Here is a 13,535-nt window from a genome sequence, read left to right as displayed (position 1 = left end):
CTACCACAATTGACCCACTTCATCTTTAATAAATGCCAATGCGGCACTACTTGGAGAAGGTTTTTCCAATAAATCACTTAGTATCGTTTCGCGTAGACTATTTGCATCGGTCACTTTTTCATTTTTTGCAGCCAGACGAACCATTTGAATCGTTGCATTTTTGGCGGTTACAATAATGGACCAGCATTCATCAGATATATAGATCTGTTGTGCCAAATTATGCTCGAACTCTTGCTCTACTTGTGCGATTACAAAATTTCGATAATCGTTTTTGTCATCAGAAAGAGGTGCAATTCTAACTAATAATTGTGACGGATTGATTCGTTCCATAAACAAAGTCATGCGTTCATATGCTTGTAATCTTAGAGGCAAGGTTGCCGTCTGATTGTCTTTTTGTAGTAACCAGCGTCTCGTGTTTTGTTGATCTTTGAAATGGGAATTGAATAATAAATAAGCAACTCCTCCCGTAATTAAAGAAGGCAAAGTATAGGCGATTATTTCTGTAATAGTAGTTGAATCCATTGCGATTTAAATATTTGATTAGCAAAAATATACTTTTTGATGAGAATTCCGCTTCAATTGTATTGTATAAATATAGGGAATAGTATTTTTGCAAAACATAAGTAGGAATGGCGCTGATTTTGGGCGCATCAGTTTTAATCTTTTATTGTAGACCATCAATGGAGTCGTATATCATTATTTTTCTTTGTATAGCAGCTTTTGTAGCTGGATTTATTGACGCCATAGTAGGAGGAGGCGGACTGATTCAAACGCCAGCAGGTCTTATTTTTCTACCTAATTTACCGGTTTCCACTGTTATTGGAACCTTAAAAATACCCGCTTTCAGCGGTACTTCCTTTGCTGCGTATCAATATTTGAAGAAGGTAAATATGAATTGGAAACTACTTTTTATAATGATGGCTGTGGCTTTGCCTTCCGCTTTTATGGGGTCCACATTGTTAACTTATATGAGCAATGATTTCATGAAGCCGTTATTGCTTTTTATACTTTCTCTTTTGGCGATTTATACCTACGCCAAGAAAAATTTTGGACAACATGTAGAAAAAAACATTTCAGATAGAACGCTTATTTTAAATGCGATAATGATCAGTTTTATTGTTGGATTTTATGACGGATTTATAGGCCCTGGAACCGGAAGTTTCTTTGTAGTTGCTTTTATTGCTTTGATGGGTTTTGACTTTTTGCATGCTTCTGCAAATGCTAAAATGGTGAATCTTGCGACTAATTTTGGTTCGATTTGTCTCTTTGCTTTTAAAGGAAAAATCATCTGGGCAATCGCTTTGCCTATGGCTGCCTGTAATGCAATGGGAGGATGGCTGGGTGCCAAATTAGCTATTAACAAAGGGAATGGTTTTATTCGAATTTTCTTCTTGGTAGTTGTAGTGGGGACTTTGATTCGATTTGCCTACGATGTCTTTTTTATATAGTTCAAGCTATCTCCGAAAGTCAGAATATTAAACTAAAAAAAGTAATAACAATAGTATTTTGCACATATAAATTTGCTTGGATTGAAAGTAATAATGTGAGCAATGATTATCTATAGGTTTTTCTAATGGCTTAAGTCTTTAAAACTTTAGGAGTTCCAACTTTATTAACTCTTAAATTCTTATTTTTGCATAAATAGAAAATTTCAATGCAAAAATACATTGCCCAACTTAACGAAGCACAACGCGAACCCGTATTACAGAAAGACGGGCCAATGATTATTATAGCTGGTGCTGGTTCAGGAAAAACACGTGTGTTAACCATACGTATTGCCTATTTGATGCACCAAGGAATAGATGCATTTAATATTTTGTCGCTTACTTTTACCAATAAGGCAGCGCGTGAAATGAAAAAACGTATTTCGGATATCGTAGGTTCTAGTGAGGCTAAAAACCTTTGGATGGGAACTTTTCACTCCGTTTTTGCCAGAATTCTGCGTTCCGAAGCCTCTCTATTGGGGTATCCTTCTAATTTTACGATTTATGATTCTCAGGATTCACTTCGTGCTATTTCTGGAATTATAAAAGAAATGCAGTTGGATAGAGACGTCTACAAACCAAAACAGGTTTTGAGCAGAATTTCGAATTTTAAAAACAGTTTAATTACCGTAAAAGCCTATTTCAATGATCCCGATTTGCAGGAAGCGGACGCTATGTCCAAAAAACCTCGTATGGGTGAGTTGTACCAAAAATATGTAGAAAAATGCTTCAAGTCGGGCGCGATGGATTTTGATGATTTATTGCTAAAAACCAATGAATTGTTGACCCGTTTCCCTGAAGTATTGGCCAAATACCAAAACCGTTTTCGTTATATATTGGTTGATGAGTACCAAGATACCAATCACTCTCAATATTTGATTGTTCGTGCTTTATCTGATAAGTTTCAAAATATATGTGTGGTAGGGGATGATGCGCAAAGTATCTATGCCTTTCGTGGCGCGAACATCAATAACATTCTTAATTTCCAAAAAGATTATGAAGGCGTAAAAACCTTTAGACTGGAACAGAATTATCGTTCGACAAAAAATATTGTTGAAGCGGCGAATACTATTATTGATAAAAATAAAGTCAAATTAGATAAAATTGTTTGGACTGCGAATGATTTTGGTCCAAAGATAAAAGTGCACCGCAGCATGACAGATGCCGAAGAAGGGCGTTTTGTTGCCAGTACAATATTCGAACAAAAGATGCAAAACCAAATGACCAATGGTCAATTTGCAATTTTGTATCGTACTAATGCGCAATCGCGTTCGATGGAAGACGCGTTGAGAAAGCGTGACATTCCGTATCGAATTTACGGAGGTCTGTCCTTTTATCAAAGGAAAGAAATCAAAGATGTACTCTGTTATTTGCGTTTGGTAATCAATCCAAAAGATGAAGAAGCATTGATGAGGGTAATTAATTATCCTGCGAGAGGAATTGGTAATACAACAATCGAAAAACTATTAGTTGCCGCTAATCATTACAAGCGCTCCATTTTTGAGGTGATGCAAAACATAGACAAAATTGACTTGAAATTGAATTCAGGAACAAAGCAAAAACTACTTGATTTTGTTACTATGATTCAGAGTTTTCAGGTAATAAATGAAAATCAAGATGCTTTTTTTATAACCGATCATGTTTCTAAAAAGACGGGATTGGTACAGGAATTAAAGAAAGATGCTACTCCAGAAGGAATGGCTAAGGTTCAAAATATTGAAGAGTTATTAAACGGTATTAAGGATTTTACCGAAGGTCAAAAAGAAATTGACGGAGCACGAGGTGCTTTATCAGAATTTATGGAAGATGTGGCCTTGGCAACAGATTTGGACAAGGATACCAGTGATGAAGATCGTGTGGCTTTGATGACAATTCACTTGGCTAAAGGACTTGAATTTCCTCATGTTTTTGTGGTGGGTATGGAAGAGGATTTATTTCCTAGTGCCATGAGTATGAGTACAAGAAGTGAATTAGAAGAGGAGCGAAGGTTGTTTTATGTGGCTTTGACTCGTGCGGAGCATCAAGCTTATTTGACGTATGCGCAATCCCGATATAGATGGGGTAAATTGACAGATAGTGAACCTTCTCGTTTTATAGAGGAGATTGATGCGCAGTATTTAGAGTATCTTACGCCTACAGAGAATAATTACCGTTATAAGCCAATGATTGACAGTGATATCTTCGGAGATGTAGATAAATCAAAATTACGTCTGGCAAAACCAGCTAATGGGACACCACCAAAGCCTAGTGCTAACGGTGAATCTAGACCTGATGTTAGTGTTAGGAAATTAAAACCTTTGTTAGATAAAGGACCATCAGGAACGGCAAATTTGTTTGATAATAAATTGGTTTCTGGAAATGTGGTGATGCATGAACGCTTTGGTAGAGGACAGGTATTAAACATTGACGGAGGAGGAGCTGATAAAAAAGCAGAAATCAAATTTGAAGTTGGCGGAATAAAAAAGTTATTATTGCGTTTTGCAAAACTAGATATAATCGGATAAAAAAACTTTAAACTAAAAATAAAATGGCAGAATTTATTAAGATTTACCCGGATAAACCCAGTGAGGCTGCTATTGCGAAGGTAGTAAAGGTGCTTAAAGATGGTGGATTAATTATTTACCCAACAGATACTGTTTACGGTTTGGGATGTGATATTACAAATACCAAAGCTTTAGAACGAATCGCAAGGATAAAAGGAATTAAACTGGACAAAGCCAATTTTTCGTTTGTTTGTCACGATTTAAGTAATTTGTCGGATTATGTGAAGCAGATTGACACGGCTACTTTTAAAATATTAAAAAGAGCATTACCTGGACCTTACACATTTATATTGCCGGGGAACAATAGTTTGCCTAAAGAATTCAAGAAAAAGACAACTGTGGGGATTCGTGTGCCAGATAATTCCATTGCATTGGAAATTGTAAACCAATTGGGGAATCCAATTGTTTCGACATCGATACGTGATGATGATGATGTAATAGAATATACAACAGATCCTGAGCTGATTTTCGAAAAATGGCAGAATCTTGTTGATATGGTTATCGATGGAGGTTATGGTGATAATGTTGGTTCTACCATTATTGATTTGTCAGGAGATGAGCCAGAAATTATCAGAGAAGGAAAAGGAAGTCTAGATATATTGTAATATCGTAATTTTTGGCTTAATTGTTGTTTACATTAAAATAATTATTATTTTCGCTTAAAATAGAATAAGAATTTATTTACATATAGCATGTCGTTCTTAATAAATATTTAATTGGTTATTAATAAAAAATTAAGGATGCATAAAAGCAGGTCAATTGACCTGCTTTTTCTTTTTAAACAATTTAGCAGAAGTATATTCAAAGAAGAAAATACTGGATATAAAAAAACGTCTCGAATATCGAGACGTTTTTATTTATATCAAAAATGAAGTTAAAAACTATTGTTTTTGTTTTTTCATTTCTTTTTCAATCATATCGTAGAATTGATCGATTTTAGGCAATACAACAATACGAGTTCTTCTGTTACGAGCTCTGTTCTCTGCAGAATCGTTAGCAACCAAAGGAATGTATGAGCTTCTTCCTGCAGCAATCAATTGCGCTGGATTTACTTTCAATTCATCTGTTAGCACTCTAATGATAGAAGTAGAACGTTTTACACTTAAATCCCAGTTGTCAAGTAAAACACCGTTTCCAATGTAAGGAACGCTATCAGTATGTCCTTCAACCATACATTCGAAATCTGGTTTGTCGTTAACTACTTTTGCAACTTTAGATAAAACTGCTTTTGCTCTATCAGATACAACGTAGCTTCCAGTTTTAAATAATAATTTATCAGCAATTGAGATAAACACAACTCCTTTTTCGACATTAATTTCAATATCTGGATCATTTAATCCTACTGAACTTTTCAAGCTAGTAACTAAAGCAAGTGTAACACTGTCTTTTTTAGTTAATGCATCTTGCATTCTAGTAATTTTTAAATCTTTCTCTTTGATAGACTCTAATGCTTTTTCTATATTATCTGCACCTTTCGCAGTCAATATGGTCATGTCTTTAGATGTGCTGATAAGAGTTTGGTTGTGATCTTTTAAACCTGCAACTGTTGCTGTAAGCCCTGCTTTCTCTTCTAGGCATGAGTTTAATTTTACAGTACAACTGTTCAATAGATCTTGTGTTTCCTTGTTTCTAGCTTCTAAATCAGTGTATTTCTTTTTAGAAACACAAGAGCTCAAAAGTGCTAGAACCGATAATGCAATTACAATTTTTTTCATAGATTTTTTTGTTAGGTTCAAGTGCAAAGTTAGTTTTTAATGATTAAATATTTGATATAAATTACTGTTAAAATTACTTAACAAATACCTTGCCAGCCTTGAGGTAATAGTTATAAACGATACTTTTGGTATTGTAGTATTTTTTTGACTGAAAAAGTCCTCTTTTCTTGTAAGTATTTGATAATAAACTATAAAAAGACGCATGTGCTTTTAAAATAGCCGTGAAATGAGAAAATTTTCCTTTAAAAATAAATTGAATTCCTGCTAGGCCGTCTAGTAGCATTCGGGAAAATAGAACTAAATATAACTTTTCCTTGGGTAAATTTTTGGTTAACATTAACAATGAGTTTCTGAAATTCAAGAACGTTTTCTTAGGATTGCCTTGCTGCAATGTAGCCCCGCCTACATGGTATACCACTGATTTATGATTGTATTTTATTCCATATCCTTTATTTACGGCACGCCAGCATAAATCTATCTCTTCCTGATGGGCAAAAAAATCATCATCAAAACCTTTTAATTCCTTATAAACAGAACTTCTTATGAAAAAACAAGCTCCTGATGCCCAGAAGATCTCACAATCATCATCATACTGTCCTTTGTCTTTTTCTACTGTTTCAAAAATGCGTCCGCGACAATAGGGATAACCATATTTATCAATGAATCCACCTGCAGCTCCTGCATATTCAAAATAGTCCTTATTCTTATAATCTAATATCTTAGGTTGGATAATTGCTATCCGTGATTCTTTTTCAAAAGTTTCAATGATTGGTACAAGCCAGTTTTCGGTTACTTCAATATCTGAATTGACCAAGGCGAAGATATCAGCATCAATGTGCTTTAGGGCCTCATTGTATCCCTGCGCAAAGCCAAAGTTACTGTCGTTTTTTACAATTTGTACCGTCGGGAAATGAGCCGTTACAAATGAAATGGAATTGTCTGTGGAAGCATTGTCAGCAACATAGACAATTGCTTCAGACGAAAACTGTAGTATTGATGGTAAAAATTGTTCTAGTAAAGTAACTCCGTTCCAATTGAGGATAACGACTGCTATTTTCATTTTGTTGATTTAGGTAGTATAATTGGGAAGATTTGCAAGAAATTGATATTTTTCATTTTCAAAATCCATTTGGCAAAAGTAATGATCTAAACCGTTGGTGACCATTAAAAATTGTGCATCTAAGGTCATATTGTAGCGTGCAATTTGGTCAAAGGTCGCTTGTGCGATTTTTATTTCGGGTGCTTTACATTCGACTAAGATAAAAATGGAACCGTCAGGATTATAAACCACCACATCGTATCTCTTGCGCAATCCGTTGACTTTTAGAACTTTTTCTACATTTATATGGGACTTAGGGTAGTTTTTTTCTTCTAATAAGAACTTTACAACATGCTGTCGAACCCATTCCTCTGGTGTTAGAATGATAAATTTTTTCCTGATTTCATCAAAAATAGACACTTTATTTTCGCTATTTTTGAAGCGAAAAGAATAAGAATAAAAATTCAGTTTTTGCATGAAGCAAAAATAGTTATTTAGTTTAAAGTTTAGCAAGTTGAGACCAACTTTAAACTTTAAGCTTTAAATCAAAAATATGGACGAGGTAATTAAGATTTTAAGTGACATAAAAGGCGGCAACATCAAACCGATTTATTTCCTGATGGGAGAGGAAGCCTATTACATCGATATCATTTCTGATTATATAGAAAAAAATGTATTGTCTGAAGAAGAAAAAGGATTCAATCAAACTGTATTATATGGTAGGGACGTAACAATTGAAGATGTAGTTTCGACAGCCAAACGATACCCAATGATGGCTGAACGTCAGGTGGTAATTGTTAAAGAAGCGCAGGATCTGAGTCGAACTATAGACAAACTGGAGAGTTATGCTGAAAACCCTATGCTAACAACCGTTTTGGTAATTTGTTATAAATACAAAACGCTTGATAAACGTAAAAAATCGACCAAGTTATTAGCGAAGTCGGGATTAGTATACGAAAGTAAAAAGCTGTACGAAAATCAGGTTGGAGATTGGATAAAAAGGATATTAGCCAATAAAAAATATACTATAGAACCTAAAGCAAATGCGATGCTAGTTGAGTTTTTAGGTAATAATTTGGGAAAAATAAACAATGAACTTGAAAAATTGCAAATTGTACTGCCCAAGGGAAGTGTAATTACAGCAAAAGATATTGAGGAAAATATAGGTTTCAGTAAGGATTTTAATGTGTTTGAACTTAGAAAGGCGATAGGGGAGCGCAACCAACTTAAAGCCTATACCATTGCGGAGAATTTCGCGAATAATGCAAAAGAAAACCCAATGGTGGTTACCACGAGTTTGGTTTTTGGATTCTTTATTCAATTGCTAAAGTACCATGGATTAAAAGACAGGAACCCAAAGAATGTTGCCTCTGTTATAGGAATTAATCCTTTTTTTATAAAAGAATATGACGTGGCACTAAAGAATTATCCTATGAGAAAGGTAAGTCAAATAGTGGCTTCACTAAGGGATATAGATGTAAAAAGCAAAGGAGTTGGGGCAAATGCAATGTCAAATTCCGATTTATTGCGAGAAATGCTCTATAATATTTTCAATTAGAGGTTAAAATTATCGATATTTGCAGTTCATAAAATATGGCACAATCATGGGAATGAATAAGAATACTGTCCTTGGATGGGCAACTTTTATAATGATTATAATGGGATTACTTTTAATAGGACTTGGTGCTTTCAGGTATAGCGATGTTTCCGGATGGGGATTTGCTGCTGTTGGGGTTGGATTCCTTGCAAATGCTTGGGTTTTTAGTTCGCTAAAAGGAAGGCTTTAGAGCAATCAATATGTAAAAATATGTTTAATAAAAAACACTATGTAAATAGTGTTTTTTTTGGTTATAATAGTATATTTAAAAAATAAATCAATAGTTAAATGTGGAATAAATCATCAATTAAGTATCAGTTAATATTAATTTTATTGATTCCGTTTTCGGGTCTAATTTACATCACTGTATCAAATATAAATTTCTCTTTAGAAGAATATAAGAATACTGAAGGTAGTCTTGAAAATATTAATAATATTGCTATCCTTTCAGAAGGTATAGAATTGATTGGTAATGAAAGAACATTAAGTAATTACTCGTTTTTTGACAATTCAAAAAGAAAAGTATTTCTGGAAAATAAACAAAAAACGGAGGACTGGTTTTTAAGAACGCATATCAAAGATACGGTAATATCAAAGAATCTTAAAAAACTACAGAGTTCCATAATCAATCTTCATGAAAATATAGATAATAAGATTGAAACACCAGTAACTTCTTTTATAAAATACACAAATATCAATGAGTCGATAATTAATCTAATCGAAAGAGAAGTAATTAATTGCAGATCCTCTAATGTCGCCATACTCGCAAATAATTATTTAAATTTTGTACTCATAAAAAGGGCTGCTTTATTAAAGAGAGGGGTCGTTTTACAAACGCTGATTGATAAAAAAAAGGATAATTTATTATTGGAATATTATTATGATGCAAAAACATTTGAAAGCAAAGTCAATTTTAGATTAATGAATTTTGAATTGGACGATGTCAATAAAGGCTTAATTCAATTTAAAGATTCTAAAGAATTAACAGACTTTAATCTTAATACGTATAAAGTAGTAGAAAATCGATATGTACTGGCACCTACAATATGGTGGAAAGAATCGGGGGAAATAATTAATAAAATTAAGGAATTAGAGAAAGAAAACTTACAGTACATTCAAAATTATGTTAATGGCGAAAAGCAATCTGCATTAATAAATGTGACAGTTTTGATTTCTATATTATTACTGTTTTTAATAGTGACTTTTGTTTTATTATTTAAACTAGTAAATAGGCTATCTGGTTCCCTCAAGTTAATGTCTTCGACCATAAAGAAGATATCACAAGGAAAAATTATTCGTAATCCTACTTTTTCAGGTAATTCAGAATTTGTAGATATCAGTAATTCCTTCAGTCAGTTGCTGGATGGAATGAAGGAACAGTTTGATTTAGCTTCAAAAATTAGTTCAGGTCATTACGGAACAAAAATTAATCTGCGAAGTCAAAATGATACGCTTAATAAGTCAATGAATACAATGTCTCTGGAATTGAAAAGGATGGATAAAGAGTCCTCGGAGATTAATAAAATGAAGGAAAGTATTAGCGCAATAAATTATTCCGTTTTAGAATCCAAAGATTTAGAAGATTTTGGAAAGAATCTTTGTCAAACACTTGTAGAACAAACTCAAGGTTGTCAGTCCAATTTTTATATTATTAATTCATCTGAAAATAAAAAGCAACTTAATAAAATTGGGGGATATGCTGATCATAAAAACACTCCTAAAGTTATTAAGATGGGAGAAGGTTTAGTAGGAGAAGTTGCTAAATCAGGAGAGCAAAATTGCTTGAATGATTTGCCTAATAGTTACTCTTATTTATCATCATCCCTGGGAGAGTCTCCATATTTTAATGTATTAATTACACCTATTTCTTATAAGAACACAGTAATTGGTGTTATCGAGATTGGATCTCTTATAAATTTTAATGAAAATCATAAAATACTTTTAAACACTACTTCTGAATCCATAGGAAGTGCTATTGAGGTGTTTATTCGTAACGAAGAGCTAAAAGCTTCGGTTAATGAAATAAATCGTAAAAACAGTATTCTTCAAGTACAGGAAGAAGAACTTCGACAAAGTAATGAAGAATTAAACAAGCAATCCATGCTGTTACAACAATCAGAGGAAGAGCTTAGAAATCAAGCCTCTGAATTAGAACAGACGAACGCCTATCTCGAAGAAAAAGGCCGTGAGCTTGAGAATAAAAACCATGAAGTTAATATTAAAAATGAGGAACTGCTTATTGCTCAAGAAGAATTAAATGTAAAAGCAGATGAAATTGGTCAAGCTAGTAAATATAAGTCGGAGTTTTTAGCTAATATGTCTCATGAATTAAGAACCCCTTTGAATAGTATTTTAATACTTTCGGAACTTTTAAAGGAAAATAATTTAGGTAATTTAACCGATCCTCAAATTGACAACCTCTCTGTTATCAACTCTTCTGGTAAAGACCTATTAAATCTAATTACTGATATTTTAGATATTTCGAAAATTGAAGCTGGTAAAGTTGAAATTTATTCGGAAGATTCTATCGTTGAAAGAATTTATTCTGATATGGATGGCTTATTTAGAGCCCAAATGGAAAAGAAAAATATTGAGTTTATTACCACTATTTCTGAAGATTGTCCAAGGATACTATATACAGATATAGGAAAGCTAGAACAGATTCTTAAAAACTTTTTGTCTAATGCATTAAAGTTCACTCCAGAAAACGGAAAAGTTTCTCTGCGTTTTTCATCTAGTCTAGATAAGAATGATTTTGCTTCAGAAGCTTTAGCGAAACTGAAATCAAAGGAGATTTTATCTGTTTATATTGAAGACAATGGAATTGGAATTTCTGACGAGAATAAAAAGAAATTATTTCAAACTTTTCAGCAAGCAGATAGTTCTACTAGCAGAAAATATGGAGGTACAGGCTTAGGTTTGTTTATTTCTAAAGAATTGGCTGTGTTATTAGGGGGTGAAGTTAAGTTTGAAAGTGAGCTGAGCAAAGGAAGTATTTTTAGTGTTCATATTCCTGCGAAATTCCAAGAGGGTAATTTAGATCGTGCTGAATCAAGTTCTACAGCTGATAATAATATGGGTTTAAATAGAGTTGAAACTGTTAGACCATCGGATGCCGTTTTAGATTTATCTGAAAATCTTAAAGATGATCGGAATTTAGTTTCAGTTGATGATAAAACAATTTTGATAATTGAAGATGATGTTTCATTTGCAGATGTATTATTGCAGCTAGCGCATGACAATGGATTTAAAGCAATAGTTGCTTATCAAGGGGAAACAGGTTTTCAATATGCTAAAAAGTACAAACCAAAAGCAATCATCCTAGATATGAAATTACCTGGAATAGATGGCTGGACAGTTCTAAAATGGTTAAAAGAAGATAAAGAATTGCAGCACATTCCTGTACATGTAATGTCAGGAATGAATAGAGAAAAATTAGCTAAAGAAATGGGGGCTTTTGATTTTTTAATTAAACCAATAACGACAGATAAATTAAAAAGCGCTTTTGAATCGATTGATATTCAGATTAATAATGTATTTAAAAAAGTATTGATTTTAGAAGATGATGTCAGTCTTAATTATTCAATTAAAGAGCTAATTCACAATTGCGATAGAAATGTAATTTGTATTCAGGCGCATACCTTTAAAGAAGCTGAGAATATTTTAATGAATGATGATATAGATTGTGCAATTATGGATATTGGTTTACCTGATTCTAAGAAAATTGCCAACATAGCTTCGCTTAGAAAAATCTCTAAAAATAATGAGATTAATATAATTGTAAATACAGGACAATCATTGACTGATCTAGAGCAACTTGAATTGCAAAATAGTGCTGATGGTATTGTGATTAAAACAAGTAATGTCACTGAAAGATTAAAAGACGAATTACTATTATTTCTAGATACAGTAGAGACTTCAAATAAAAAAGTTACTAAAACAGTACAAAATTTATTAGGAGGAGAAGTTCTTAAGGATAAAAATATTTTGATTGTTGATGATGATATTCGAAATATATATGCACTTTCGAGTGCGTTAACGACAAAAGGAGCGTCAATTTTAACTGCCTTTAACGGAATCGAAGCGCTTGAAGCTTTAGAAAAGAATACGAGCATTGATATTGTACTGATGGATATTATGATGCCGGAAATGGATGGCTTTGAGGCAACAAAAAAAATAAGAGAAAATCCAAAATGGAAAAACCTTCCTATTATTGCCCTCACAGCAAAAGCAATGAAAGGTGATCGGGAGGAAATATTAAATGCAGGTGCATCTGATTATCAGTCAAAACCAATTGATATACAACAGCTTATTTCATTAATCAGTATATGGGTATATAAATAGATGATAGAATTTGACGAGCTAGAAGAAATAGTTTTTATAATAAAAAAACAATACGGATACGACTTTGAAGGATACTCTAGAGCTTCTTTTTTGAGACGTATTAATCGATATATGGAACTATCAGGGCTGGCTACAACTGTTCATCTAAAGAATGAGTTAATAAATAATCCTGAAAATTTCAACGCATTTATAAATGAGATTGTTGTGAATGTTAGTGAATTTTTTAGAGATCCTGATTTTTTCAAATCATTGATAGCTAATGTTTTTACCTATCTAGCAAGTTACCCCAAAATTAATGTGTGGAGTGCAGGATGTTCCTATGGAGAAGAAACATATTCTCTTGCCATTCTATTCAAAGAAATGGATTTATTACAAAAATCAAGAATATATGCCACAGACATCAGTACAAATGCATTGGATAAATCAAAGAAAGGAATCTATTCGAATAAAGATTTCAAAGAATATTCAAACAATTACTTTTCATGTGGAGGAAAAGAGTCTTTGAATCAATATTTCGTTTCTGACGGGCAAAAATCAATTATAAATTCTGAATTTAAAAAAGATATTTTGTTTTCTAGACATAACTTAGTGACAGATGGAGTATTCAAAGAATGCCAGCTTGTTTTATGTCGGAATGTATTAATTTACTTCGATGAAGAATTGCAAAATAAAGTGTTAAAACTGTTTTATGATAGTTTGCCAGTACACGGATTTTTGGCACTTGGAAATAAAGAGACATTGCGATTTAGTGAAGTTCAGGATAAATTTAAAATTATTGACAGTAGAGAAAAAATTTATCAAAAAATAAAATAA

The 13,535-nt window shown here is 32.8% G+C and carries 11 protein-coding genes; 7 read left to right on the top strand and 4 right to left on the bottom strand.

Features of this window, described 5'->3' with window-relative positions; all coding sequences use genetic code 11:
- A complete protein-coding gene (locus BLV91_RS04290) occupies positions 1 to 522 on the bottom strand; it encodes a DUF7935 family protein (protein WP_091430056.1) in 522 nt (173 codons plus the stop codon).
- Positions 523 to 680: 158 nt separating this feature from the next.
- Between BLV91_RS04290 and BLV91_RS04285 the strand changes: the two genes are divergently transcribed.
- The 3 genes from BLV91_RS04285 to BLV91_RS04275 all read left to right on the top strand — a co-directional run bounded on the left by BLV91_RS04285 (position 681) and on the right by BLV91_RS04275 (position 4,632).
- A complete protein-coding gene (locus BLV91_RS04285; protein ID WP_091430308.1) occupies positions 681 to 1,448 on the top strand; it encodes a sulfite exporter TauE/SafE family protein in 768 nt (255 codons plus the stop codon).
- A 206-nt stretch (positions 1,449 to 1,654) separates the two neighbouring features.
- Positions 1,655 to 3,988: an ATP-dependent helicase gene (locus BLV91_RS04280; protein ID WP_091430053.1), complete on the top strand. Its 2,334-nt coding sequence runs from the start codon at positions 1,655 to 1,657 to the stop codon at positions 3,986 to 3,988.
- Positions 3,989 to 4,011: 23 nt separating this feature from the next.
- Positions 4,012 to 4,632, top strand: coding sequence for an L-threonylcarbamoyladenylate synthase (locus tag BLV91_RS04275; protein WP_091430050.1), 621 nt, complete (start codon positions 4,012 to 4,014; stop codon positions 4,630 to 4,632).
- Between the two features lie 276 nt (positions 4,633 to 4,908).
- Here the strand turns inward: BLV91_RS04275 and BLV91_RS04270 are convergent, their stop codons facing one another.
- The 3 genes from BLV91_RS04270 to BLV91_RS04260 all read right to left on the bottom strand — a co-directional run bounded on the left by BLV91_RS04270 (position 4,909) and on the right by BLV91_RS04260 (position 7,258).
- Entirely contained in the window at positions 4,909 to 5,742 is an 834-nt protein-coding gene (locus BLV91_RS04270) for an OmpA/MotB family protein (RefSeq protein ID WP_091430047.1), read from the bottom strand.
- Positions 5,743 to 5,815: 73 nt separating this feature from the next.
- On the bottom strand, positions 5,816 to 6,802 hold the full coding sequence (locus BLV91_RS04265) for a glycosyltransferase family 2 protein (protein ID WP_091430045.1): 987 nt from the start codon (positions 6,800 to 6,802) through the stop codon (positions 5,816 to 5,818).
- Between the two features lie 9 nt (positions 6,803 to 6,811).
- Complete coding sequence (locus tag BLV91_RS04260) at positions 6,812 to 7,258, bottom strand: type I restriction enzyme HsdR N-terminal domain-containing protein (protein ID WP_091430042.1); 447 nt, start codon at positions 7,256 to 7,258, stop codon at positions 6,812 to 6,814.
- 76 nt (positions 7,259 to 7,334) lie between these two features.
- Here BLV91_RS04260 and holA point away from each other — a divergent pair, with 76 nt between their 5' ends.
- From holA to BLV91_RS04240, 4 genes are all read left to right on the top strand, one after another.
- Positions 7,335 to 8,339, top strand: a complete 1,005-nt coding sequence (gene holA, locus BLV91_RS04255) for a DNA polymerase III subunit delta (protein ID WP_091430040.1) — start codon at positions 7,335 to 7,337, stop codon at positions 8,337 to 8,339.
- A gap of 46 nt (positions 8,340 to 8,385) precedes the next feature.
- The gene (locus BLV91_RS04250; RefSeq protein ID WP_091430037.1) at positions 8,386 to 8,568 is read left to right on the top strand and encodes a CAL67264 family membrane protein; all 183 of its coding nucleotides are present in this window, start codon (positions 8,386 to 8,388) and stop codon (positions 8,566 to 8,568) included.
- Between the two features lie 98 nt (positions 8,569 to 8,666).
- The gene (locus BLV91_RS04245; protein ID WP_091430035.1) at positions 8,667 to 12,722 is read left to right on the top strand and encodes a response regulator; all 4,056 of its coding nucleotides are present in this window, start codon (positions 8,667 to 8,669) and stop codon (positions 12,720 to 12,722) included.
- A complete protein-coding gene (locus tag BLV91_RS04240; RefSeq protein WP_091430033.1) occupies positions 12,723 to 13,535 on the top strand; it encodes a CheR family methyltransferase in 813 nt (270 codons plus the stop codon). It abuts the gene before it with no gap.

It is taken from the genome of Flavobacterium degerlachei (assembly GCF_900106645.1).
In the GTDB taxonomy this organism is placed as follows: domain Bacteria; phylum Bacteroidota; class Bacteroidia; order Flavobacteriales; family Flavobacteriaceae; genus Flavobacterium; species Flavobacterium degerlachei.
Note: the sequence above shows the minus strand (reverse complement) of the source record. Positions and strands in the feature narration are given on the sequence as shown.